At 52.6% G+C, this 26,564-nt stretch carries 18 protein-coding genes; 2 read left to right on the top strand and 16 right to left on the bottom strand.

What is annotated here, in order from left to right; all coding sequences use genetic code 11:
* Positions 1-115: 115 nt before the first annotated feature.
* The 9 genes from HH215_RS30325 to HH215_RS30285 all read right to left on the bottom strand — a co-directional run bounded on the left by HH215_RS30325 (position 116) and on the right by HH215_RS30285 (position 13,697).
* Positions 116-1,501, bottom strand: coding sequence for an ABC transporter substrate-binding protein (locus HH215_RS30325; protein ID WP_169283296.1), 1,386 nt, complete (start codon positions 1,499-1,501; stop codon positions 116-118).
* A gap of 149 nt (positions 1,502-1,650) precedes the next feature.
* Positions 1,651-2,628, bottom strand: a complete 978-nt coding sequence (locus HH215_RS30320) for a carbohydrate ABC transporter permease (RefSeq protein ID WP_169283295.1) — start codon at positions 2,626-2,628, stop codon at positions 1,651-1,653.
* On the bottom strand, positions 2,625-3,518 hold the full coding sequence (locus HH215_RS30315; RefSeq protein ID WP_169283294.1) for a carbohydrate ABC transporter permease: 894 nt from the start codon (positions 3,516-3,518) through the stop codon (positions 2,625-2,627). The genes HH215_RS30320 and HH215_RS30315 overlap by 4 nt, the downstream gene beginning before the upstream one ends.
* Positions 3,515-5,623, bottom strand: a complete 2,109-nt coding sequence (locus HH215_RS30310) for a DUF5696 domain-containing protein (protein WP_169283293.1) — start codon at positions 5,621-5,623, stop codon at positions 3,515-3,517. Before HH215_RS30310 ends, HH215_RS30315 begins: the two co-directional genes overlap by 4 nt.
* A 115-nt stretch (positions 5,624-5,738) precedes the next feature.
* Complete coding sequence (locus HH215_RS30305; RefSeq protein WP_169283292.1) at positions 5,739-7,754, bottom strand: YIP1 family protein; 2,016 nt, start codon at positions 7,752-7,754, stop codon at positions 5,739-5,741.
* 25 nt (positions 7,755-7,779) lie between these two features.
* Positions 7,780-8,637: a carbohydrate ABC transporter permease gene (locus HH215_RS30300; RefSeq protein WP_169283291.1), complete on the bottom strand. Its 858-nt coding sequence runs from the start codon at positions 8,635-8,637 to the stop codon at positions 7,780-7,782.
* Between the two features lie 4 nt (positions 8,638-8,641).
* The gene (locus HH215_RS30295; RefSeq protein ID WP_254450271.1) at positions 8,642-9,616 is read right to left on the bottom strand and encodes a carbohydrate ABC transporter permease; all 975 of its coding nucleotides are present in this window, start codon (positions 9,614-9,616) and stop codon (positions 8,642-8,644) included.
* Complete coding sequence (locus HH215_RS30290) at positions 9,613-12,573, bottom strand: extracellular solute-binding protein (protein ID WP_169283290.1); 2,961 nt, start codon at positions 12,571-12,573, stop codon at positions 9,613-9,615. The genes HH215_RS30295 and HH215_RS30290 overlap by 4 nt, the downstream gene beginning before the upstream one ends.
* Complete coding sequence (locus HH215_RS30285) at positions 12,570-13,697, bottom strand: ABC transporter ATP-binding protein (RefSeq protein WP_169283289.1); 1,128 nt, start codon at positions 13,695-13,697, stop codon at positions 12,570-12,572. Before HH215_RS30285 ends, HH215_RS30290 begins: the two co-directional genes overlap by 4 nt.
* Positions 13,698-13,914: 217 nt before the next feature.
* On the opposite strand from HH215_RS30285, the gene HH215_RS30280 reads away from it, so the two are divergent.
* Together HH215_RS30280 and HH215_RS30275 are read left to right on the top strand one after the other, a co-directional pair.
* Positions 13,915-14,766: a helix-turn-helix domain-containing protein gene (locus tag HH215_RS30280; RefSeq protein ID WP_169283288.1), complete on the top strand. Its 852-nt coding sequence runs from the start codon at positions 13,915-13,917 to the stop codon at positions 14,764-14,766.
* Positions 14,767-14,873: 107 nt separating this feature from the next.
* A complete protein-coding gene (locus tag HH215_RS30275) occupies positions 14,874-15,332 on the top strand; it encodes a hypothetical protein (protein WP_169283287.1) in 459 nt (152 codons plus the stop codon).
* Positions 15,333-15,406: 74 nt separating this feature from the next.
* On the opposite strand, the gene HH215_RS30270 is transcribed toward HH215_RS30275, so the two are convergent.
* From HH215_RS30270 to HH215_RS30240, 7 genes are all read right to left on the bottom strand, one after another.
* Positions 15,407-15,994 carry an ATPase gene (locus HH215_RS30270; RefSeq protein WP_169283286.1) on the bottom strand — a complete coding sequence of 196 codons (588 nt, stop codon included), beginning with the start codon at positions 15,992-15,994 and terminating at the stop codon, positions 15,407-15,409.
* Positions 15,987-16,163, bottom strand: a complete 177-nt coding sequence (locus tag HH215_RS30265; RefSeq protein ID WP_174887645.1) for a hypothetical protein — start codon at positions 16,161-16,163, stop codon at positions 15,987-15,989. The genes HH215_RS30270 and HH215_RS30265 overlap by 8 nt, the downstream gene beginning before the upstream one ends.
* 115 nt (positions 16,164-16,278) lie before the next feature.
* The gene (locus HH215_RS30260; RefSeq protein ID WP_169283284.1) at positions 16,279-19,425 is read right to left on the bottom strand and encodes a ThuA domain-containing protein; all 3,147 of its coding nucleotides are present in this window, start codon (positions 19,423-19,425) and stop codon (positions 16,279-16,281) included.
* Positions 19,426-19,459: 34 nt separating this feature from the next.
* Positions 19,460-20,782, bottom strand: a complete 1,323-nt coding sequence (locus tag HH215_RS30255) for a family 43 glycosylhydrolase (RefSeq protein WP_169283283.1) — start codon at positions 20,780-20,782, stop codon at positions 19,460-19,462.
* A gap of 164 nt (positions 20,783-20,946) precedes the next feature.
* The gene (locus HH215_RS30250; protein WP_217362253.1) at positions 20,947-24,045 is read right to left on the bottom strand and encodes a glycosyl hydrolase family 95 catalytic domain-containing protein; all 3,099 of its coding nucleotides are present in this window, start codon (positions 24,043-24,045) and stop codon (positions 20,947-20,949) included.
* A 128-nt stretch (positions 24,046-24,173) separates the two neighbouring features.
* Complete coding sequence (gene srtB / locus HH215_RS30245; protein WP_169283282.1) at positions 24,174-25,016, bottom strand: class B sortase; 843 nt, start codon at positions 25,014-25,016, stop codon at positions 24,174-24,176.
* Positions 25,017-25,127: 111 nt separating this feature from the next.
* On the bottom strand, positions 25,128-25,757 hold the full coding sequence (locus tag HH215_RS30240; protein ID WP_169283281.1) for a carbohydrate-binding protein: 630 nt from the start codon (positions 25,755-25,757) through the stop codon (positions 25,128-25,130).
* Positions 25,758-26,564: the final 807 nt, after the last annotated feature.

The raw sequence follows: 26,564 nt of genomic DNA, 5'->3' as shown, positions 1-26,564 counted from the left end.
TTGTAAAAAAATACTCCATAATTGAACAAATTCCTTCTCGACAAGCAAAAACGCTTATATCGATGAAAAGAGAGCGGAATCGATCTTCCGCTCCCTCTTCGGACAAGCTAATCTCTTATTTCAACGCTGCCCGAAGCTCGAGCGTTTTCTTGTTCCATGCTTCCGTCAACGGAATAATTTCATTGATATCGCCTTCGCCGAAGATGACATCGTTAAGAATATTATTCCAATTGTATTCGCCCCATCCCGGAATCGTAACTCCCGGTTGGATAACCGCGTTTTCTTTGGCGATTTGGACCGCCGCGATATTTTTGCCCTTCCACATCGGCGTTTGCTCGTAGTATGCCGTCAGTTCCGGATCGATGACCGAAGCATTGGCGCCTTGGTCGATCTTCCACATCTGCGCTTCCTTCGTGAACTGGAAGCTGAGCCATAAGAAAGCTTCTTCCTTATGCTTCGAACCGGCAAGCAGCGCAAGCGGACCATAGATCGTATATCCCGGTTGGCTAACTTTGCCTCTTGGGAAAGGCAGGACATCCCACTCGAACTTCGCGTTTTCTTTCAACTTCGGCAGCACCCAGTCCCCGCCGATCGCGAAGCCGGTTTTGCCGTTAATGAATTCTCTCGTTACGTCGCCTTGCGCCGTCGCCGCGGCGTTGTTCTGAAGCGATCCGTCCTTCGTAACGAATTCTTGCAGCCATTTCACGTCGTTGATGACGTCGGGGGTGTGCATGACGCTTTGCGTTAAATCTTCGTTCATATATTGAAGGTTCGCCGCATGTCCGTCCGCGATCGCTTTCGTGCTAAGCAGGCGCATTTGGAATTCGGCTTGCGTCGTCAAGCCGTACTCTCCCGCATCGACGTTCGTTAGCTTCTTCGCGATATCGCGGAAATCGTCATAGGTCCAGTCGTTCGGAGGCATTTCCAATCCGTTCTTGGCGAGAAGATCCTTGTTCACCAGAATCCACATCGGAACGTCGACCATCGGCACCGCAAGTTTCTTGCCGTTCAAGCTCATCGTATCGTAGAAGCCTTGCGGCAGAGATACGCTTTGCAGTATCGGATCTTTGTCGATATAAGGCGTCAAATCCTCAACCAGCCCGTTCTGGTCGAACGCGACGAGATCTTGATCGATCTCCGTCACGTCGGCGGGCGTACCGGCAGCTTCCAAAGTCGCGATAATTTCCATGATCGGCTGACCGTTCACCGGGATTTGCTCGATCGTAATCCACGGGTATTTCTGATGGAACAATTCGTACAGCGGGTTATAGGTATCTTTCCACGAGATGAACTTCAGAGTGACAGGCTCCCGATTCTCGTCGGGCGCGGATTCCGATGGCGGAGCCGATGCGGACGGTTCCGCGGACGGCGACGAGGATGGCGAGCCGGACGGACTTCCCGAGCTGTTCGAGCCTTTATTTCCGCCGCTGCACGCGGCAAGGACTACGGATAATATCAAAACCATACTCAGAACCCACAGCAATGAACGTTTGTTTTTCACTGTATTGCCTCCCCTAATGAATGATTGTCACAACGTGCGAATGAGTGCGTTTATGCGCTCCAGTTCCAGTTTTCGTTCCAACTCATGCTCGATTAAACTGCCGGCTGTTCCACCACCTCCCGAACGGAATCTATCGCCTCGCGAAAGCTCTATTCCACGATCCCCGTTCTCTCGATCCCGCTAACGAACCAGCGTTGCAGGAACATGAACACGACAATCGGAGGAAGAATGATCATAAACGCGGCCGCCATCTTGGAGCTCTCCGTTGCGGGATTATCGATCGTGTTCCGTTGGCCGAGCAAGGAAGGATTCAATACGTCCTCCAGCCGATCCAGCCGGATTGATAGAGGCGTGAAGTTGTCGGACAGAAACCATGACGGCTCGTAATACATGTTCCAGTACCAGATGAACGAGAAAAGAAAGACGACCAAGCAAGCCGATCGGGCTAACGGAAGCATGATTCCGAAGAAAAGCCTTGCCGTCGATGCTCCGTCCAACTTGGCCGCTTCTTCCAGGCTTAGAGGCTGCGACTTGAAAAATTGGCGGAAAATAAGGATAAACAGCGCGCTCTTAAGGCCTTGCCCGAAAATCGCCGGAATGAGGAATACGAAGATCGTATTCAGCAAGCTCAGTTTGCTGTAGATCACGTACAACGGAATAATGATGATTTGGGGCGGAATCAAAAACGTCATGATGACGAGAGCCGTAATCAGGCCTTTGAACGGCACCGTGAGCTTCGCAAGCGCATACCCGGTCATCGCGCAGATCAGCACTTGGACGATGGAGCACGAAATAGCGATCAACGCCGTGTTCCTAAGCGCCTCGGGATACTTCAAGCCTTTGATCGCTGTCGTGACGTTCTCCCAAGTCACGACCCTCGGAATCCACTTCACCGTCGGATCCAGCAGATCGCTCAGAGGTTTGAGCGCGGTGCTGATCATGTATAGAATCGGCTGCACGTAGAGATAAGCGACAATCGATAAAAGCAAATACAAGATGAGCTTGGCGAGCAGACCGTCCGAGATGCTGCGTCCCAAGAGGACGACTTTGATCCTCTGGGCCGTACGGCTCCAGAACACCCCTCTCACCTGAGAGCCGAACTTCTCGAACCATAAGCGGGTATTCATGAGCGATTCCTCCTGGCGTTCATGCTCCGGTTAAACAGCCACAGCACGAGGGCGATCAGTACGAAGATGAAGGCGAAATAGATCCACGCGAGCGCGCTGGCGTAACCGTAGCCCGTATCGATCTTAAACATGTTGTCCCGGATATGCTGCAGCACCGGATTGAGCGGGAACGTGAACAGATCGATAATCGTGTAGAGCACGTTCAGGCTGATGAAAGGAATGCTCGCCGGCAGCGTAATCTTCCAGAAGCTGTCCCACGGTGAGGCTCCGTCAATGCGAACCGCTTCGTAGATCGTCGGGGAGATCGTCTGGAATCCCGCGATGAAAATAAGAATTTGCACTCCGGAGTACCAGAGAATGAGAACGACCCGGCTAAGCACGTCCATTACCGTCGTTGCGAACTGCAGCCCCACGTATTTCTCGACCATCGGCTGAAGATCGTACTGCTCCAAGAACGGGATGTCCCCCGCTCCTTGCGTGAATAACTCCGACAGCACTTGCCCGGTCGCGAAAATAACGGGTAAAAAGAAAATCGCGCGGTAGATGAACCTGCCGGGAAAGCGCTGGTTGAGCATAAGCGAGATAAGCAGCGCGAAGATGACGATGATCGGAACCATTAGCAGCATCTGCTGGATGTACGTGATCAACTCGATCGGAAAGATGTTATCGACCACGAACGCGTCCTTGAAATTTTGCATTCCGAATCGTTCGTACTTAAATCCTCCCGGGACGACCGTCACCTTGTGAAGAGACATGAAGATCGACCAGCCGATCGGAATCGCGACGAAAATGCAGAAGCCGATCAACCAGGGAAGCATGAATAACAGACCGATCCCGTAACGTTTCGAATGGAAGTGGCGCTTCTGCCGCAAAATCTCTTTGGTCTTCATCGCGCGCCTGCCCCCTTCTCCACGTTGAACGTTTCTTTGTCGTAGTCGACGATGACGCGAGTTCCATCCTCATAAGTCGTCGCGTATTGATTGTTGGACAATTTCTCGTGATCGATGATTTTCTGCGCAAACAATTTTGCTAGCGAGTCGAACTTGCCGTACTCCGCTCCGACTTTATCGGCCCACTTCTCGTATTGACTGCTGAACAGGTAGTACATCCCCCCATCCCGCAAACTCCTGGCGTCCTCATGGGTCAGGAAGAACGATGGCATTGCCCCATACTCGATCGCCTTCAGAAATTCGGCCTTCACGTCGTTGCGCATGTTTCCTTCATCGAACGAATAAGGGACATAACCGTGCAGAACGATCGGGTAGAACGGAACCGTCTCGTCGATCATGAAGTCATAGCTGGACTCGTGGGGAAGATCTTCGATGTAATCGACGTGGGCGACTGAATAGGCATTGCCGCGGAATACGGCCGCCGATCCAAGCGTCTCCCGCGTGTAATCGAGCAGTCCTTCGTAAATCTCGATCGTATCGGCGCGCGTCGCGATCGACGAAGGATCGTAATCGTGGAATACCATTTCCCCGATCCAGTCATAGAACACGCCGGAGACGCCGATCTCCTTCAGCTTGCGAATCGTATCGTAAGCCATGTCGACCGTCCTTGCCGGCTTGCTTAAGAACCAGCCCTCGAACACGGAAACGATTCCTTCGACTCCGCGGATCCCGCTCGACTTCGGCGACAATCCGGTATTCGCCGTATTCAGCCATACGAAGTCGTCGAAGAACTGAACCTTAACATTCGACTTGCGCATTTCCGATATGAACTTCTTCGCTCCCGCCTCGCCCCCGAGCTTCTTCTCGATCGGAAAGCGATCGTCCAATTGATACCCTCCCATATTCGCCCAACCGTAATAGATCACTTCCATGTTGGCGACGCCTTGCTCCTGGAGACCTTTCACCATATCGGTTGCTTGGGAGAAAGTCGTCGCGGGAAAATATTTCACTCGGCCGTAAGCTTCATTGAAAGAACCGCCCATGATTTTCAGATATAACGGAACATGCTCGACCGGTTTCAACGGTTCGCCTAGACGGCCGTTCTCAGCGAGATAATTACGGTAGGAGTTCGCCATTCCGACGTAACCGGCATCCTTACCGCTCAAGAATCGGTATTCGATCTCCCGGTCCGTTTCCAAGCGTTTCTTCTGAACCGCTTTGACCGGCGTCGACTCCCTGCTCCTCATGTAGAGATAATCCTCGCGATAAATCTGATTCGAGAACACGTTATAGAGCGAAGATTTCAACCCGGGGGGCATCGCCGCGATATTCGCCGAATCTCCTCCGCGGCTAATGACCGCAACGTAACCGTTGTCACCGTGCGTCATCCCGAATACCGGGTAAGCGATATCCTCCCTTCTCTCGCCCGAACGGGAGAAGTTGATCATGTTCGTCGGTTCCAGCCCGTATATCTGATGAACGTAACCTTTGGAAATATCCGCTCGTTTGCTATCGAACTTGATGAGTCCGCCGGGACCGTCGGGAACGAAGATGTACCCCTCATCTCCTGCCGCGGCCGCTCCGAAATAGGGAAGCAGGTCCAGAGAAAACACGACGAATTCGCCCTCTTCCTTGATTCCTTCCGTAGGAACCCGCACCTTAAGACCGTTCGGAGTCAGTTCGTATTGAATGGACAGTCCAAGTCCTTTATCCGGAAAATAATAAGAAACCTGAAGTCCTTCCGCGCTCTTCGCCATCGAAATTTCAATCTTAGGGTCGAGAACGTCGACGGATTTGCGATTCGTCTGGTCTTTCCCCTCGGTCGTCACGTAAGTCAGCACGAACGTCGATTTCAGATTCGTCAGCAGTTGGCCCTTCACCGTCTCCGAAGCCAATTGCTCCTCCGAAGGGCTGCTGGTCCATCGATATCCGGTTGCTTTGTTGACGAGCGCGATTTGCGTATTATCGGGGCGAACGTATAGCGCGTACCCGTCGTTCTCCAACGCCAAGGAGTAGCCATCCGCTCCGGGCGCGGGCTTCCAACTCTCTCCCGCGTAGAGAGGCGCGCGGACGGAAGCCGGCTCGGCGATTCCCGCTTCCGCCAACGCCTGGGTCAGCGAGGTTTCTCCCGGCCGGAGAAAGAAGATCAGCAGGAACGCGATAACGATACATGCCGCCGAGGCAACCAGCTTTACTCGAAGGGATAGACGTTTGATGAAGTTAACGATAGAAGATCACCTCATTGTAAAGCTGATGGAAAAAGTCGTATAAATTATAGGTCAGTCCGAAAACGATAAATCCGAACAGCCAAATCGTGCCGATCGTGAACACGGTAATGACGATATTCTTCAGCGACTCCAGGAAATCGAAATTATGGATGACCTGCGTCATGACGATGAACATCGCCGCCATCCAGATGTACATGACCGACGATAAGGAGTTAAACAGTACGCTTTCCTCCAGCGTCATGACATTGGAGAGAATCATCAGCGGAATCGAGAACACCACGAAGGGAGCGAGCGCGTACGTGCTTCCTTGGATGACCTCCCTGAACTTCCCTTCTCCGTCCTTGATGCTGCACACTAAATAGTTGGCGATGATCCAAGTTATCCATGGAAGCACGAACCACAGAAGAGCATTGAACAAGTCGACCTGCGACACGTCGATCGGATTGATCAGAAATCCGGTCAAGTAGATGGCCGCGATTTTCACGGACACGACGACGACCAGAAGCGCGATGACCAGCCAAGGCGCCACCCGAGCCTCCTTCAACCGGTAGAACCCGTCATAGGGATGGATCATGACGTGGAAGAAGTTGCGCACATCCGCCAGATGACGATCGAACGATTTCGGCAGCGGCCGTCTTTCGAGCGTTTTCCGAACCGCCCACGGGAAGTACTTCACGAGTACAACGAAGGCCGCGATTCCGAGCAGCAACCCGAAGAAATGATTTTGCAGCCAGACGAGACGGATTTCCCAGAACGCTTTGGAGTACCCTTTCGTGTCGTAAGCTTCCTTCATGAACTCGAGCGCTTTTTCGTTGTTTTTCTCTTCCAAGTACACCTTGCCGAGCCCTTGATAGATGCTGTTGAACATCTCGTTCCTGGCGAATACCCGCTCCCAGTAAGGTTTGCTTTGCTCATACTTGCCTTCGCCGTAAAGCACTAACGCATTCATTACATCGTGACCGAACTCGGTGCGCTTGAACTTATGAACCGTCTTCGTACGGCTATCGGATACCCAAATATTGAACTTCGAATCGACTCCGATGCTGGTCGGAAAACCGAACACCCCGTATTGCTGCGTATTCACGTCGGTAAAGCCGAAGGCGAACAGCGGCAAGCCGTTCCGATCGAAAATATTCGCCCTTCCGAAATCCAGATCGATGTTGTACAGAAATCCGTTCTTGTCGATCGCGACGTCCTTGATTCCGTGGCTGTGCTGGAACGTTTTGTTCTTGAAAGCGTCGACGCCTCCGGCGTTCAGCTTGCGAATGGCGCCGACGCCGAAGTTGCCGCCCGTTGAGGTATAGATGAATCCGTCTTTATCAAGCGAGATATTCACGATCGGCTTAGGTAAGCTCGGAACCTCCTTAGCCAACTGTTCCTTGTTCAGAATGAGCTTCTTCAGCCAGTTCAGCAGCGTTTGCTGCGCTTTGTTGGCTCCGAAATAACCCATGAATTTGCCTTCTTGGTTTATCCGCACCAAGCCTTGATACGAAGCATTCAGTCCGACGTACATGACGCCGCGGCGATCGACGACGAGCTTGATCGGAACGAATTGTTCCTGCGCCATCACGGTCGTATCCGGTTTCTTATACTCCCGGTTGAATTTCCCCTCCGCATCGAACACGGCGATCCTTTGATTTCCGGAATCCGCCACGTACACTTCTCCGTTCGGCGCGACGAACACGCCTTCCGGCGAGCTTAACGCTCCGGCGCCCTCTTCGTCGCCGATGGAACGAATGACGTTCCCGTCGTTCGCCATCACGTAAATTTTGTCATTTCCCTTATCGGCTACGTACACGTTATCGTCCGTTCCGATATGAAGATCGACTGGCTCGTCGAAGTTGTCGCCAAAGGCTCCTTCAGGCTTATAGATCGCCTGAATTCCGAACCAATAGGACAAATTGCTATCGAAATAGGTCGTCTGATACGGGAGCCGCGCATGCGTGGTAACCGGTGCCGCAAGCAAGGCGGTCGCTGCCAGAAGCAGGAAAACAAGCCATCTTTTCATTGTTCCGACTTCCTTTGCTGGATTGTCACTTGATTCCGGAATGGACCATCGTCTCTAGCACTTTCCTCTGGAACAGCAGGAAAATAATCAAGTTCGGGATGAACATCAACAAGCCGGCGGCAGCTGCCATGTTCTGGCCCGATACGCTGTTCTGCAGACCGCTGATCAAGCTGTTGACATAGAAGGCCAACGTCCTCATCGTTTCATCTTGCATAAACAAAGTCGAAGGCTCCACGTCTCCCCATACGCCCTGGAAGGTGAAGATCGAGATCGTCGCAATCGCCGGGATCGTAAGAGGCAGTACCATTTTGGTAAAAATCCCGAATTGACTCGCCCCATCGATCTTAGCCGCTTCGAGCAGCTCGTTCGGAATCTGGGAAATGAACCCGATCAGCATGAATACGGCGATAGGCGAAGCGAGCGCGGGCAAGATATGCCCGAAATACGTATCGTTAATGTGAAGACCGCTAATGATCAAATATCTGGGAATGCTTACGGTCTCCGGCGCGAACATCAGGGACAACGTAATCAGCGACATGATCAATCCCTTAAAATGAAAACGGTACTTCGCGATCACGTAACCGGCCATTGTACTTACGACAATGACTCCGATGAGCGTAAGGATGACGATCAGGATGCTGTTGAACAAATACCGAGTGAACGGAACCGCCGAATTCGAGGCATGAAGGAGCAAAATTTCGAAATTACGCATCGAAGGATCCTGCACCCAGAATCTCGGCGGAAACAAGAACAGCTCGCTTTGCGGCTTAAAAGCATGGTTCACGATAAATATGATCGGCAGCGACATGAACGCGGCCAGCGCGCTAAACGCGGAAATCAGGATGACTTGAAACGGCGACACTCTACGAAGTCTTCGAATCATCGTTCTACAGCTCCTCCTTCGATCCGAACAGCCGATAAGAGAACCTCATGGCGAAATAGCTGACGAGCAGCAGCATGACCGAGATCGCCGAAGCATAACCGAGCTCGAAGCGGATAAACGCGTAATCGTCGATATGGTTGACGACGAGATGCCCCGCGTATTGCGGCGTAACGGGAAGACCCGTCAATTGCGTGGCGATGCTTCCCGCCTTCAAAGTCGTCACGATGGTCATGACGGCGCTGAACAGCATCTGCGGCTTCATCGAAGGTAGCGTAATGTAGAACATCTCTTGAAGCCGATTCGAAATTCCGTCGATTCTTCCCGCTTCGTATAATTCCCGGTTGACCGTCTGGAGACCGGCCAGCATAGCCAGGAAACCGACGCTGAAGCTCATCCACAAGGAAACGATGATCATGACCTTCATTAAATACTCGGGCTTCTGCAGCCACACGATCGGTCCGTTAATCCAGCCCATGTCCAGCAAGAAATTGTTCACGTAACCGACGCGATCCCCGCTGAACGCCGCAATCCATACGACCGACAACGCCACGGCTCCGGCCATCGAAGGAGCATAGAACGCGAGCGTGTAATAGTCTCGAATCTTAATCGGAAGTTGATGGATCAGCCAGGCGAACAGAAAAGCGAGCAAGTAACCGCCGGGACCGACGATGATCGCGAACAAAAACGTGTTCGGCAACGCTTTGGTCAAGAAGATGATGTCTTGAGTGAATAACGTGATGTAGTTGTTAAATCCGATAAACCTTAACGAGCCGAACCCGTCGTAGGACGTAAAACCCAACGTCGCGGCCATGACGACGGGAATGACGATAAAGATCATGAAACAGACGAGAAAGGGAGCCAAGAACAGATAACAGAACATGTCGCGTTTCATATCCGCGAAGAAGCGAGCTAGCTTCGTTCTCCATTGAACCGACCGGCCGACCTTGGCGATCCCGGGAGTAAGCTCCGTATTCGTCATTGAGGTTCCTCCCATTCGTAAGGTTCGCTAATTTGCGGGACTTGCAGATCCTCGTCGCCGGCGATGCCGAAGTCCTTCTGTCTCCGATACATCTCTCGCTGCAGCGACATCTGGGCTTTCTCGAGCGACTCTTGCGCAGGAACGCGATCGAACACGGTGCGGTTCCAAGCGAATTCCATTTCCCGCGTTAGGAAGTAGTACCCCGGAACGTACGGCAAATTTTTCGCCCATTTCGCTTGCTCCCTTAATGCCTTCAAATCGTCGTTAGGCCAAGAGAGAGTTTTCATCGCATCGACGTTGGCCGTATTCCAACGGAATTCGATGCCGTAGAACGATTCGATGTCGCTCGCGTACTGAGCTTGCACCTCTGCCGAGGTCCACCATTTCAGGAATTGCCAGGCTTCGTCTTTGCGCTCGCTTTTCTTCATGATCATGCCAGCCGACAACCCTTGAGGCGACCATCTCGCCACTTGTCCGTTCGGTTGCTTGATTCCCGGCAGCGGGGCGATCTTCCAATGACCGGTTATTTCCGGCGCGGCGACGAGCAACTGCACGTAAGTGTTGAAGTCCGCAACCCCGATCGGAATGTCCCCATCGCGGAAATGCTGGAAGAACGCGGGAATATCGATCGGCAAATTGTACTTGTCGAATAATTCCGTCCATCGCTTGAAAGCTTCCATGCCTTGATCGCTTGTCAACGTGCTCGTAAGTCCGTCCGCGGAATAAGGCTCCGCGCCGTTCTGGAAAAACAAAGTCGAGAAGTCGGCTTTCGGATAGTTCATCGTCATCCCGTTCTCTTGGAGCGTCGGAAGCATATCGAAGACGTCTTCCCATGTGTCCGGCACCTTCAGGTTCAAGCTCTCCAGAATATCCGTGCGGTAGAACAGCATCTGGAAGTTCTGTACCTCCGGTAACCCGTACACACCGCCGTCATAGCTCATCGCGCGACGTACGCCCGGGATGAACCTGTCGAATACTTCTTCGAAGTCGGGATAGCCGGACAAATCTTCTACCGCGTTCCTCATCGCATAATCCACCGGCGTGGCTTCGCCAATCCCTAACGCGACATCCGGCACTTCCCCAGCCGCGTTCCCGAGAATGAGCATATTCGGGTTCGGCATGAGATTCACGTTGACTTCGATTCCCGTCTTCGGGGTGAAATCCTGATTGATCATCTCGCGTAACAGATCCGCGTAATCGCGTCCGCGCTGCACCCAGATCGTCAAAGCTTCATCGCGATTATGCTTGCGCATATCGTAATCCTTCACGAAGGAACGGCTGAAATCGACAATCGAATATGGAATGCGCGATAGCCCCGTCGGTTCTTTTAATCCCGTCTCGGTACCCGGAGTACGCAGAATGATGTAATCCAGAAGCAGCGGCTGCTGCGTCAGCGTCGTCATCCACGTTCCGATATTGCCTTGAATCGTCGAGAAATCGTTAATCTTGTTCGGAATCTCGTCCACGTCGTTCCTCATCTTCACGAGGAGATCCAGCGCGTTAAGCAGCGCCTCCGAGATATCCGAATTTTTACCGTTCATATCGTTAAGGTAGTCCCTAATCATCGTCATTTGTTGGACGAAGCCATCCATCTTCCTCTCGATGTCCGGATCGAATTTCTTCATATCCCAAGTCCGCTTCTCGTCCATGTTGCCATCGAAGGCTTTAATGCTGTAATTGCCCGTTATGAGCCGAATGTTGCGGTCGAAGGTGGACAAATCCGTTAACACGTCCGTCAACGCCAGCTTAACCGGTTGCAGCGGGGAGGAATCCGCCGTCATGCGCAGCTTGTGCGCGCCTTCGGTCAGGTAAAAGCGATAAGGCTTGCCCTCCTGATCCACTAAAGTCTCGATCGTGAACTCCCTATTGAATTCGATCGGATACCGCAACAACTCCCGGAAAGGCGTCTCTCCGTCGATTTCGATCGTTCGATAAGCTTTGAAGCCGTTCCGATAGTTCTGGTACGCTTTCAGATCGATTTCATACCAGCCGTCTTTCGGCACCGTCAGTTCCCATTCGACCCACTCGCCCGGCAGGCGCCATCTCTGGCCGCCAAGCGTGTTATACGTGATGTATCCCTTAGGTTCAGGAGAGACGTAAGGTTCGTTCCAGTGTTCCGTTTGGATCATTAAGCTGGACTTTCGTTGAAAATGTTCCGCTTCCGTTAGCGAGTACCATTCCGCTTCGTCTTTGAACTCAGGATGGGCTGCCGCATACTCGGCATATGTCTTCAACCTTTGCTTCGGGAGGAACTTTATCTCCCTCAGCGCGACCGACTCCTTGTTGCCGACCATCCGCAGCTTGTGCTCACCCTGCTCAAGCCGGTATAACAAGGGCTCCGAGGAAACGGAAAAGTCGGAAACCGCCTTCGTCGACCAGTCTACGAGCTCCGTCTGTTGCGGACGTATTTCCATGCCGATCTCGTTGCGGTCGTACGGATACTTGGCGTCTTTCCAATTCCGCTGCAGCTCTATCCGTTCCGACTCCAAGAACGGGTAGGAGCCGTCGATCTCGATTCCCAGAATGACCGATCCTTTGCCGCTTGCCAGCGGTTTGTAATCGAGATGCAGTTCATACCAGCCCGAGCTGGGCACCCTGAAAGTCCATTCCACCCATCCTTCTTCGTTTAGCCAATGCAGGGCCGACCCGTCCGCATCGTTGATGATCTCGAGTTTGGCTTCCGCTCCCGATTCTCCATACTCGGCTGCTTGGATCCCGATCTGCTGTCCCGTACCGCCGGATTCGGCGTCCTCAGAGTGTTCCTGCATGAGCTTGGCGTAAGGAATCTTCTCTTCCCTGTCCTCATAGGACAACAAGTCCGAGGTCGTTACGCCGGAAGCGTAAATAGCCGTTTTCCCGCCATTGATCCAGCGATAACCGCCGAACAGGACGGCTGCGATCAAGACGAGTCGCAAGATGACGCGGAGGGTAGCGCGAGGCAGCTTCATCCTTGTCATCCTTCATCTCCTCCGACCTTAAGCGATACGCCCGTGTTCTCATCGAAGAAGTGCAGCTTGCCCATATTGAAACCGATTGCAGGTTTGTCGTCCTTGCTATACGTAATACCCGGATCCGTCCTGGCAATGATCTTGGATTCACCTACCGTCAAGTAGACGTAACTATCCGCTCCCGTCACTTCGGTCATCTGAACAATGCCTGACGCATATCCGTCCTCTTCGTCCTGCTGTTCCGGCTTGAGCAAGACATGCTCAGGACGGACGCCAAGCAACACGTTGCGAACCGATCTGTTCAATTTCTCGAATTGAAAATCATATTGTCTTGGCAGCAGCAACTTCATCCGCTTGTTGTTGAAATAGAACCGTCCTTCCTCAAGCGTGACGATGCCTTGGACGAAGTTCATTTGCGGAGACCCGATAAAACCCGCCACGAACAGATTCGCCGGTTCATCGTAGAGCTGTCGCGGAGGGGCGACCTGTTGGATGATCCCGTCTTTCATGACGACGATGCGCGTTCCCATCGTCATCGCCTCTACTTGGTCATGCGTGACATAGACCATCGTCCGCTTCAGATCGGCTTGAAGCTTGATGATCTCCGCGCGGGTTTGCGCTCTCAGCTTGGCATCCAGGTTCGACAGCGGCTCGTCCATGAGGAACACTTGCGGTTCGCGCGCGATCGCTCGGCCGAGGGCAACGCGCTGCTTCTGCCCTCCGGACAACTGGCTCGGCTTGCGGTCGAGCAGGTGGGAAATCTCTAATATTTTCGCGACGCGGTTCACCCTAAGCTCGATATCGTATTTCGCCGTCTTGCGAAGCTTCAGTCCGAGCGCGATATTCTCATACACCGTCAGATTCGGATACAGCGCGTAGTTCTGGAACACCATCGCGATATCCCGATCCTTCGGCGACACGTAATTCACGAATTTATCGTCGATGTACAGTTCCCCGTCGCTGATTTCCTCAAGTCCCGCCAGCATGCGCAACGTCGTCGACTTTCCGCAGCCGGAAGGACCGACGAGCACAAGGAATTCTCCTTCTTCAATGGACAGGTGGAAGTCGTTTACGGCCGGGCGCGACTCTCCTTTATAGTGTTTGGACACATGATTGAACGTGATGCTTCCCACCTCTGTTCACCCCTCGCGATTACTGTGGTTACACTTGCTTTCATTCATGTTACCGTACACGCGCTTGGGCAAAACAGGAGTGAAACTTGGCTTTTGCAGTCTATACTTAGCCTATTGCCGAGTACCGTTTTCCGGATTTGTCTGCCGGATTGTCTTGTGACTCTCTCATCCATGAGCTAAGATAGGGTTAATATCGCCTTTCCCGGGAGATAACCCTATGAATCCATGGCATGAGAAGATTGCTCTTAAAACGAATCATCCGCTTAAAATCATAGTCAGCTCCCTAGAGGAAGGTTTTCCGACGCATTGGCACCAAGAGATCGAGATTATCTATGTCCTGGACGGGCACATGCAGATCGGGATCAACGATGTCCTCTATTCCTTGAGCACCGGCGATCTTTTGTTCGTCGGCTCCTGCGAGCTGCACCATTACTTGCCCAATCCGCTCGGCTGCCGCAAAATCATCCTCCAACTCGGCAAACCGATTTTCGACGCCTACTCGGATCTCGTTTTCGGACACCGGTTCGTGATGCCGCATTTAATAGCAGGCTCCGAAATCTCTATCGATTCGGGAGAGAGTTTGCATGGAATCATAGAACGGCACATCGTCGCGTTATATCAAGAATGGGAAACGAGAGAGGCCGGGCACGAACTCGTGACCAAAGCCCGAATTAACGATATCGCCGCCTTCATGATCAGACATCTCCCGATGGAAGCCTATAGCTTGCAAGAAAGGACGAAACGCCTCGAACAGTTGGAACGACTGGACAACGTCTTAAAATACATCGAAAGCGACTACGGTTCGGAAATTACGCTGCAGAGCGCCGCCGAAGTCGCGGGGTTCAGCGTCACTTATTTCTCCAGATTCTTTAAGGAAGCCACCGGTTCCACCTTCGTCGAATACGTCAATTCGTTCCGCGCGAACATCGCCATGCTCCTGCTGACGAACAACGAGGAATCCGTAACCGAAATCGCCTACCGGTCGGGCTTTAACAGCATCGAAACCTTCAACCGGGTGTTCAAAAAAGTAAACGGCTGCACGCCTACCGCTATCCGCAGCAAAAAATGACGACTCTTTCTCAACCCCTGACAAGAAATGTCGGGGGTTTTTTTCTATATTTAAGATATGGCTTTGTTAAAGCGGTTACATTTAGCTCTGAAAGAGGGGGACTAAGGATGAATGCAACGAACGATATCGCGATCTACCGGAATCCCGACATCAATGTCGAAGCGCGAGTGAACGACCTTCTGGGCAGAATGACGTTCGGCGAGAAGGTGCGCCAGCTCGAACGATATTGGGGCGCTACATTCATGAGCGGGATGTATTCAAGCATGGATAACAAGCCAGTCAGCGACGCGAGGATTCAGTGGGATAAAGTGATGAGCAGAATAGGTGACGACGGAGTCGGCTGCATCTATGGTTTATTCGGCGCTCCCAAGGTGTATAATCAGTTGCAGCAATACGCCATTGAGCAGACCCGCCTCGGCATCCCTATCCTGTTCTGCGAAGATAAGCACATAGACCGGGTTGTCGATATCGGAACAATTAGCATAAAAAGCTTGGATATTGCCGTAAGTCGCGTGCTGAACCAAAAAATCAAGTTGGGGCTATTCGAGAAACCTTATGTGGAGTGAGTTTGTACTGATGTGCGGATAGGGAGGTGGTTATAACGGGGCCATCCAAAAAAACCATTTTACTTGGCTGCATACTAAGAATTTATTTTTTTCAAAATGCTTTCAGCCCACTGAGGAAGGGATTTCGATTGCGAGGTTATTGAACCATTGTTTACACTCAGAATAACCTCACCTTCTGTATGACTGTTATCAATAACGATTAAATTGTCGATCAAGTGGATGTGAGACAGTAAATTTTGAAGAGATGTTTGATGCCGTCTTACGATGTCTTCGGTCGGAATATGATGCCCGCCATTTTCTACTCGGATTGCTACCCTCTTGATATTCAAACGATAATCTCCTAGCCCTACATAAAACATTGTAACTTCGAACCCATTTGCCTTTGCATCGCGCATAAGGCGGATCGCATTTCCTCCAGCGAGTGTTGTTTCGACTGAAAAATCACGTCTGTTATGAATACAATCTCTAGCCAGTTTAATAGCTTCTTTCCCTGCGGATACTTTTCGACTTTCAGGATGAACCGAATCTATCCCACGAGCAAGAGCATCGGGATCGATGTTAACACTGATTCCAAGCCGATCAATGATCAAGTTTCTAATCGTACTTTTGCCGCTTCCGTTATTTCCGGCAAAGACGTACATGATCGGTACTAGTTCATGCATGAGGGACCTCCTCATCGGAAACGGGAACAATGGTTCCGTTGTAGTATTCTTTTACGATTTGACCGTCTTTCGTCTTATAAACAATATAAGTTTCGTTGGCTTTAGCATCCAACTTTGCGCGATCACCTGTGAGTTTTATTAGCTTTTGAAGATCTTTGATTTGATTCAAGCGACTCACCATCCCGTTACGTCAATCTCTACTTTGATTCTAATTATAACACAACTAACCGAAGAACCGCCTAAAAGGCTGCCCCTTAACCAACTTAAGGAGCAGCCTATTCCGCTTACTTCACCGCCACGATTCCGTTGCCGATGAAGTCGAATCTATTGACGTTAAACAGCCACCCGTCGCCGCCGTTAAACGCGAAGTAAATATCGTGCAAACCCGTCGGCGCGGCCTTGATCTCCCCTGCTACGTCGACCCACTTCTGCCAATCGCCCGTAACGGGGATTTCGAGCGTAGCGAGGAGCTTTCCGGTCGGGGAATCCGTCCTCATCTCGATCGTACCTCCGCTCCCTGCGGAGGATACCCTTGCTTGGATGCCGGTGATGTTCGCGAGATTCATTTTCTTATACGCGATCCAACTGGCGTTCTCGATAAAGCCCAAGTTGCGCCCAGCTCCAACGTCGGACGTATCTTCCGTCTGCAGCTTACCTCCGCTGGAATCCTCGTAATACTCCGCTTGGCGGTCCTTGGACAACACGACGATCGTTGAAGAGCCCATAAGCGGCGCAGCATCGTTGGTGCCATTGTCCGTGTAGCTGGCGGTAATGTAGTAAAACGTGTTTTCGATGCTCGTATCGCTCGTCGTCGTCTGGAACGAACCGGTACATCCCGTCCGGGTGGCACCCGGATGCGAATGCTCATCGTGCCCTAGAGCCGGCGTCACCTGCACCTTCGAGCAATCGATGGACTTATCCTCCGCATCGATTACCTTGACCGTATAGGCGATCGTGTCTCCCCAAGCGAAGAAACCCCGCTCTGCCGGAGCCGTAATCGTGACAACCGGAGCGCGATTGCCTACGGTAATCGGAATGATTACCGATGTCGCGTTGTCCTTCCTATCCGTGACGGTGACTTTCGCGTTATAGTTGCCGTTCTTGTCGTAGATGAAGCTCGGATTCGCTTCGGCAGAATCGACTTTGCCGTCGCCGTCGAAATCCCAGGCATAGGTCATCGGGTCGCCGGCCGTATCGACCGTTCCGTCCGTGCTGAACTTGACCGCCAGCGGCGCGAGTCCGTTCGTCGCGTCGGCGACGGCTTTGGCATTAGGCGCTTGGTTGCCGGCCGCTCCGTTATAGGCGACTTTGGAAATTTTGCCGTCGGATCCTCCGGTTCCGTATTCGATGACGTACAAGTTCCCATCCGGACCGATCTTCCCGTAGATAGGGTGATCGAACTTGAGGTTCGTCAGGAAAGGGTTGATCTTCAGCAGTTCACCTTTCTCGTCGAACCGGACTTCCTTGAACCATTGCCGCGAGAAGTCGAATATAATCAGCGACTTATCCAAATACGCAGGCAGCTTAAACACGTTGGCGTTATTCTCATCATATCGATAAACCGCGGCCGCGGCGGCCGTCCTTCCCGTGCCGTCCGTCATTTCCGGATATTCGGCGCTAGGTCCGTATGGATAATAGATCATTGCGCTCTGCGCCGGCGGCAGGTCCTTGCCCCCGGTATTATTCGGAGAATCGTTCTTAGGCGCGGAAGCATCGAACAGTTCGCCAATGGAATGCGTGACGAAATCATAATCCATGTACGGCTTATTGTCGGCGATAAAATGAGGCCAGCCGTAATTGCCCGCGACGACCGCTTTGTTAATCTCGTCGTATCCCTTCGGTCCCCGGGCTACGTTGTTCGCTCCCGCATCCGGCCCGACATCGCCCCAATACAGCGTATTGTCGTAAGGACTAATCGCCATTCGGAACGGATTCCGCGTCCCCATGACGTAAATTTCCGGTTTGCCCGAACCGTCCGTAAACAAGTTCCCTTTCGGAATCGAGTAAGTTCCGTCCTTCTCCGGTTTGATTCTGATTATTTTCCCGCGTAAATCGTTCTTGTTACCCGCGGTAAGCTGGGCATCCCAAGCGGATCTCCCCGGCGTCTCGTCGATCGGCGCGTAACCGTCCGAAGCGAACGGGTTCGTGTTGTCCCCGGTGGACAGATAGAGATTGCCGTCCGAACCGAATTCGAGGTCTCCGCCATGGTGACAGCATTCTTCTCGCTGATTCGGTACCCGGAGCACGACTTTCTCCGTTGCCAGATCGATCGTGTCCCCTTTCGCCTCGAATCGCGAGATTCGATCCTCGTTATCCGATCCTACCGGAGAATAATATAGATAAATCCAGTTATTATTCTCGAAATCGGGATCCAACGCAATACCTAGCAACCCTTGCTCGTTCCCGTCGACGACCTTCAAAGTGGCGGCGATCGTAGCCAACTCCGTCTTCGGAGAGTACACTTTCACTTTGCCGTCGATCTCGATGAAGAACATCCGGCCATCCGGGGCGAAGTCGAGCCCCATAGGCGCTTGAAGGTTCGTCATCAGTTCCTGCTTCTTATAGTTCGTGTCGTTGTATACGGTAGCCGAGCAATCTCCGTCCGCCTTGCCTGCTGCCCATTGGATGCCTCCGAGAATATGCCGGAGAAAACTCGGATCGTTCTCGTAGCTTTCCTTGGCGTGTCCGAGCCCCGTATACCAAGACCTGCCGCCGTCGTACTTCTGGCACCAGGCAATCGGATGGTCGTTGCCCATTTTGCCTCCCTTGTACGATTTCTCGTCGGCCGTAGCGAGCACGTGCACCTTGCCCCTCGGATTCGCAAGAAAGTTATACCATTCTTCCGAGCGCTGCCACACGGATGGAAGCCCCACGGTTGACGGATGGACTTTGTCCGCCACTTTGACCGTGCCCGGAGCGAACTCCGGGTGATCCGTGAACATGCCTCCTACCAGGTTCATATACCATGCCCAAGAATGCAGCGTATCGGAAGCAGAATGAATGCCGACGTAACCGTTCTCTTCTTGAATATACGCTTGGAAAGCCGCTTGCTGCTCCTCGTTCAGAATTTCCCCCGTCGTGTTCAAGAAGATCACCGCCGCGTATTGCCCGAGATTGGCCGCGTTGAACTTCGTCGCGTCTTCCGTGGCGTCGACCTCGAAGTTATTCTCGCCGGCAAGCTTCTTGATCGCCGCGATTCCCGGCCCGATCGAATCGTGCCTGAAAGCTTGAGTCTTGGTGAACAGCAGCACTTTGTATTTCTCCGGCGCGGCTACCGGTTTGGCGTCCACGCTCACGTTCTTGCTCCTATTTCCGTCCTCGCCCCCATTCCCTGTTTTCTTCTCGGGATTTATGAGGTAGTAACCTCCGCCAATCAGTAGGATAACGGCAAACGCGAGTGCTCCTAATAGCCATTTGGTTCGTCTCGGCATAGTCTAGTCTCCTCGAATTAGGAAGGACATCCGATCAGTCCATGAACGGGCTGACGGTCATGCTCTCAATACGGATGTTGCCGTTGCCGCCCGCGAACCGAATCGCGTTGTCGCTTCCTGGCCGTAACCTAACGGTGATGCTGGCACGACCTGAGAAATCCGAATCGCTGCCCGAAGATGGAGCATTAAGCAAAGAGTGGTCTTCGCCGTTAACCGTCAAATGCAGTTTGGCAAGGCGCTCCGCCGTCGCATAACGAATATAGAGGGCGGCTCTCCCTCCCCGATCGCCATCGATCTGATCGAACTGGCAATAAGAGCCGTCTTGATGCACTCGGGCGACCCTCGCATTTCCTCGAACGACCGTCTCCAACGTTGCCCCTCCGCCAACGGCGCTATTTTCCGCGGAGTAGGTTTTCTGATGCGGATTGGGAGCAGGCGCCGGCGCTACCGGAGGGACGCCCGTCTTCGTCTGAACGACGGTCTGAATCGTTCCGTCTTCGTTGAAGTACAATCGATCGATACATACGCTTCTTAAGTTGCCTTGATTCGAGATCGCTTGGTTATGGTAGAACATATACCATTGCCCCTTGTATTCCGCGACGGACCCATGGGAAGTCGAACAACCCGTCGGCTCTAGGAAAACGCCGCGATAAGTCCAAGGGCCAAGCGGATTGACGCTGGTGGCATATCTCATGCGGTTATGGTTATCCAGATTATCCGAGTAAGTCAAATAGTAAAGCCCGGCTCGCTTGAACACCCAAGCCGCTTCGTGGAAATCCTCGAGCCCGACCATTTCGCTCATCTCGCCCTTAATGGCCATCATGTCTTCGTTCAACTCTCCGCCCGCGCACTTGCTGCCTCCGCCATAGTACATATAGGCGCGTCCGTCATCATCCACTAGGACGCATGGATCGATCATCGCGAACCCTCCGAGGCCCGTAATATAACCTCTGTCCGTGAAGCCGCTAGCGGGATTTTGGCTGGTCGCGACCCCCATTTTCCACGTATCGTTCCATTTCGAGCCGCTTGGATGCGGATAATAGAAGTAATAGGTCCCGTTCCTATACGCGCAATCCGGCGCCCACATGAAACCGCCTTCCGGTCGGCCCCAGGCGACGTCGTCCGAACGGAGAATTTCGCCCTCGTCTATCCAGTTCACCATGTCCTCCGACGAGAACACATGATATCGGTCCATCAAATCGCAGCCTCTGGCCGGATCCATATCATGAGAAGCATAAATATACACCTTGCCGTCCTCCCAAACGTGGGCGGACGGGTCGGCGGTAAATATCGTCGTAATCGTTGGGTTCTGCGAAGTTTCCTTAAGAAAGTCCGCCGGCATGCTTTTGTTGCTCATCGGTTTGATCCTCCAATAAACGTGATAGGTGAAGCAGATCGGCTTCTATTGAAATAAGCCTACTTCAGCATAACGCGACGCCCCATGGGTCACCATGGGGCGATTTTAAACTATATAGGTGAATCAAATACACAAAGCGATGCCAACCTCATCGCGAACTTGGCTCACCCTAATTGGAACTTCTCCCAGGGGCCGATAGTCGCGCGATTGGCAATCAGAGAAGCCGCTCCCGCGTTATCCGCGCAAACGTACTGGTTGTTCGCCACTGCCCGGAGGGAGAACGTACCGTCGCCGTTCGCGACCCAAATGAACTTCTCCCAATTCCCGATTGAATCGGCTTGCGCGATCAGGTTTCCGGCTCCCGAATTCGTGGCGGAGACGAATTTGTTGTTGATCGTTGCCTTAAGCGCGATCGCTCCCCCTCCGGCATCCACGACGGTGAATTGCTCCCAACCGCCTCCGGCCGGCCGATTCGCGATCAATGCCGCCGCGCCCGCGTTTTCCGCGCAAATGAACATTCCGTTTACCGTAGCCTTGAACGTGATCGTCATTCCGATCGGAGCAGAAGTGCCGCCCCCGCCGTTATCGACGATCTTAAACGAGGAAATCGTATTGTCGTTGCCTGTAGCGGCCAGATTCGGATTGTCTGCGGTAAAAGTCCATGAAGGTCCGTCGAAAGCTCCGTCACCGTAAGCAATAACCGAAATTCCGGACGGTACCTTTATTGACGAGATACTGTCGTTCGCGATCCCGGCGGCTTGCATCTGGGAAATGCTATAATCGCCCGGAGGCAAAGAAACGCCCGTTCCGCTGTAATTGGCGTTCGGATAGAACGTCGGCTTAGCTCCCATATACGGAGCTCCGCTTCCCAACGTTCTTGGCGTCCCGTTAAACGTCGCCGTTCTCGGGCCTGCGCTCGCCGTACCCGTTAAATTCTGGTAAGAGTAACTGCCTAGCGTTTTCGCCGTTCTCTCTACGACGTAAGACGTATTCCCTGCCGTCGCGAAGTTAAATTCCGCGCTAGACGAAGTCGCCACGATCGCGTTATCCGACAACCTCCGCGCCTGTACCGGCTGCGTACCCCACGGATTCACGACCGTCGCCGTTTTACCGTACAAGCTCTTCACTCCGACGTATTTAATCTCTCCGGCTTCCTTCTCCGAGCTGACCAGAAATCCGCCGCTAGCCAGCAACGTGAATTTGCCGTTAAACGTCGTGTCGCTCGGCGCCGCCGGAAACACGCGAATCTTATCGTTATAGCTCTGAAGAAGCGACTCGTTTATCGCGTTCAGATGAACGCCCATATACTCGAATTCCCCGTTCGTGTTCGTCGTCCGCCCGTTCGGATAGTCTTGGTATCGCTGAAGCATCATTTTCATGCCGAGATACGCTTCGTCGCCGAGACCGAGCCTCGCCGCCTGAATCGGGGCCGGATCCCACACGTTATTGGAGCCGTAAGGATACGGGCGGCTATTGTAGTTATTGATCAGCATTTGCTGATCCGCCGATCCGATCCCGCTTACGTTGTACGGCCATGCTAATTCGAGGATCACGTTCTCGTTGTTGCGGTTTTGCGATAAAGGCGGGGCATGCGGAAAATATTTCGCCGGGTTGGCCGGATCGACCGGATAAGGAACGAGATTGTTCAGTATGTTTTGCCACTGCGACCGTAACGTCGCGTCCAAGCCGAGCGCTTGGCTCGTCTGGATCGTCACGGGGAACAATGCCCGAACCGCCGCTAGATCGGTAATCGCGTTCTGCACGTCCCAATGCTGCTCGTGCGCGTTCGACGAGGCCATGTAATATTTTCCGGTTCCGGTATTGTAAGAGAGCTTCCCTGCGTAAAATTTAGCCGCCTCTTTCATGAACGGGTACGCGGTACTGCTCAAATAAGCCGAGTCGTTCGTATACTTGTACTGCGCGTACATATTAAGCGCGGCTTCCGCCGCCGTGGATAGCGTATCCTGCGTATAATCGCTATTGATCGTGCCCCTTGCGTTCCCGTCCCAGCCCATCGTCTCCGGTACCCATATCCCGTCGATGCCATAGCGCGTCATCGTGTACGATTTAAGCGCGTTGAAATTACGGCTGTACAAATGATTAAACGTGTTCACCATTTCGGGATGGTTGGACGCGAGGAAAGAGTGATAGACGTCCCTCTGGTTCCAGTACCAATAGGCGTTGCTCCACTTCCCGCTGTCGTTGTCGTTCACGGCGCTGAACACTCCGTTAATAAAATGGAACGGATAATTGCCGTAAGCGCCCGCCGCGATCATGTAAGTGCTGAGGTAATAGAAATTTTCCAAGTAGTCCGCATCGCCGTTCGCGTTGGAATACTGCACGAACGATTTGCCCCAGAATTCGTGCCACCAATTTTTATAATTGGCCAACGTAGTCGGGTATCCGGTACTCTTCACGTTGTTCAGCACCGTTTTGGCTTGGTTGACCGAGTTATAGCCCGGAGCGTTAAGCCTGCTTGCGCTGGCGATCCAGATCGTATAGCTCGAGGAAGGCGTAATGTTCAACCGCACCTTCCGGGAGTCGACGGACTGGGTCGTGAAGCTTGCGCCTTCGACCGTCGCCGCAAGCGTATAGCCGAAGTTGTTCGCATCGGTCTGTCCCCGGCTTAAGCCGACTACCGTCGGTTCGGCGAAGGTCGATACGGTCCTCCACGTGTTAATGTCCGGAACATCCCCGCCGCTGAATCCGCTCACGTCCCACAGGCTCAGATCTAGGGATACGTTCGAAACGCCGGTTCGGCTGTCTTCCACATGGATGCCGATCACCTCGGAGTTCGGCGACCCCAGGATCGTGACGGTGCGGTTGGCGTCGTATTTCGTCGTGACCATCCCGTCGTACAACGAAAGCCTTTGCTGGTAAGAGCTATACCCTGTATCCAATCCCGGATTCGTGTACAGGTTCACCAGCCCTTGCGAAGCGAAACCTTCCTGCGACGCATCGACCCCGGACACTTGCATCGTAAGTCCACCCGCCGTGTTCCATACCATGGCGCCTACTCGCCCGTTACCGACGGTAAGCCCGCTCTTCGGTTCGGTTACCGGCGAATTGAAGACGATGTCGTGCTTGGACATATAGTTCGCGTAATCTACGTTCAGCAAGCCCGTTCCCGCGTTCAAGGAATGACTAGTCGGGCTGGCCGACGAGATCCCCGTTAACTGCTTGGACGTAAACCAAACGCAACAAACGAGCAATAGCGCGAGAACAACCTTTACCCTTTTGCCCATCATAACGCTGCTCATCATTAAAACCTCCCATCGGATTGGATGAATCGATTTTGGATCACGCTTACATTTATCTTTAAGTGGCTGTTGAACTCCTCCTTTCCTCGACTCCCGTAATCGGAATAACGTTACACCATCGCCTTATCGCCTCATCTCACATCATCCAATCGAACGGCATGCACGACGAACCGGGCGTCTTCATAAGCCGAAGAGCAGGTCGAGAGCGTCAGGATCGTGTCCTTGGCCGTCACCTTCACGTCGGAAGCGTGCAGCGATTTCGCTTGTACCGTATCGAGGAAAACCTGAAACTCTTCATCGGAACCGAATTCCGTTTTAATATAATCGAACGAGGAATCCGTCGTGTACGCCGAGAAAATAACCCATTTCGCATCGCCGTATATCGTATCGAATTCGATCAACGCCTTATTCTCGAAGTTCCACCTGCTCTCGTAATCGATCAATCCGGCGAACATCGTTTTGTTTTTCATATCGTGTCCGTACAAAATGGTATTTCGATTCGCTTCTCCGACCTTGTTCCGGTAATCCATGAAAATACTGCCCGCTACGTTACTCTTCCTGTTAACGTCGTTGCTCAAATAAAAATCGTTATCCTCCGCCTGTACGACGGGGTAGTCGATGCGGGTCTCGTCGATCTTGACCCATCCGACGATGTCTTCGTTCAGCTTGACCAGATCCGCGAATTTGGCATTAAACTCAAGGTTCGCAGGAATTTTCGCCGCGGCAGACGAAACTGCGACGGAAATCGGCTTCGCCTGATCCGTTGCGGGGTTCGTCTTTGGGGCGGCGCCTTGCACGATCGGCTCCTCGTAATACGCGTCGCGGATACCTTCGTACGTTTTCTTGTTCTCATAGCCGTCCCACGCGTAGACTCCGATCTTGTATAACGAGAAGAGTAGCACTACCGCCCCCGTTACAAGTAGGCTCGTTCTAACCGAGCGCTCGTTCATCCTGATCTTAATCCCGATTCTCAAGTTATCACCGCTCCATGCAAGAACGCCCCTCCGCCGCTGGCGCGGCTTCGGGAACGTTCTCTTGTCATAATGGAATTAGCAGGATTCGTTCGATATGATTTCGACGGTGAGCTACTGCTGTCTAACGAGTTTTTTTCTGGAGAGGAGCATGACCGCGGCAGCGCCGCCAGCGAGCAGTACGTACATCGTTACGCCATTGTCGCCCGTTGCGGGGTTGCTTGCGGGAGCTGCTCCATCCCCGCCGCTCGCAGCGCCCGCAGCGGATTCAAACCCGATCGCCCGGACGTTGATGTCGCCATCCGTAAATACAACGTACAGATCATGCGAACCCGTCACGCCGGTAACCGGAGCTTCGAACCATTGATACTTCTGCCAATCTCCCGTCGGCTCGTATTTGACCGTTGCGAACGGCGCGCCTTTGGGATCGTCGATCACGAAAGCGACGGAACCTGCCGCGTTCGGAGTCGCCAGCTCGATTTTCGCTTTCGCGGCGCCGTCGGCACCGAAGTCTACGCCGCTGAATTTCGCGTAGTTGCCTGCGATAATGTATCCAAGGTTCTTGTTCTCGTTATCCTCGATGCGAGGCCCGTTGCCGTCGGAAAATTTACCCGAATCGCTGTTCAGCTCCGAGTTCTCGCTCGGCGCGATCGTGCCGTAAGGATTGATTGCCGCGAACGCGAGGCTAGCGCCGCTTACTAGCATTACGACGACCATGGATAGTACGAATAACGATTTTTTCATGGATTTTTGTACACTCCTTTTAATTTGAAAAATACATGGCTTGCCTTGCTTGACAGTGTTGCGAATTCGTCCTTTCTTGCTTAACCCTGGTTGCGGCAACCCCGACCTCCGGCTTTCTCGTCGATGTCGTAGAAATACAGAGGCCTCCCTACCACCTCCTTGCCGATCCGACCAGAATGGAAGTGCTTTCATTTATTCGTTGCTAAACCGCTAAACGCCGATTACTTACGCTGAAATCCAATTTCTAGCCTATCTTATAATGTCTGGGCGATTCCCGACATGAGACGTTCTTAAATTTTCCGGTATAGGACTGTCTTCTTTGGCGGGGATACGCTTGAGGAACCAGTTACTGTCTCTCTAATCATCCGAAGCAAACAAATAAACGGACATATAGTTACTACTCGGGTCACTCTTTTTGCCTTTCTTAGCCAGATACTCTTTGTTGTCTAGGCCGAATGCACCTAGTTGGCGGAAGTATGGCGAGTGCGCCGAAAGTAGGCCAAAAATGTGCCTTGTTGGACGGAAGTATGGAGCGTGCTCCGAAAGTAGGCCAAAAATGTGCCTTGTTGGAAGGAAGTAAGGTGAGTTCGCCGAAAGTAGGCCATAGTCCGCCTAGTCCGCCTAGTCCGCCTATTTCGCTGTTTCGCAGTTTCATATATAGACGGCATTAAAGATTCTCAATAAACGAAGCGAAATCAGTCATATAGATTGCAACTGTTTTCCGAAGAGTAAACCTGGAAATCTTGTACATCTAAGTGTAAAGCATACAACTAGTTTGGGGAGTTCTTCGTTCCTCAACTGACTAAG

The organism is Cohnella herbarum, assembly GCF_012849095.1.
GTDB classification, from domain to species: domain Bacteria; phylum Bacillota; class Bacilli; order Paenibacillales; family Paenibacillaceae; genus Cohnella; species Cohnella herbarum.
The sequence above is the reverse complement of the archived record's forward strand: the minus strand, read 5'-3'. Positions and strand labels throughout refer to the sequence as shown.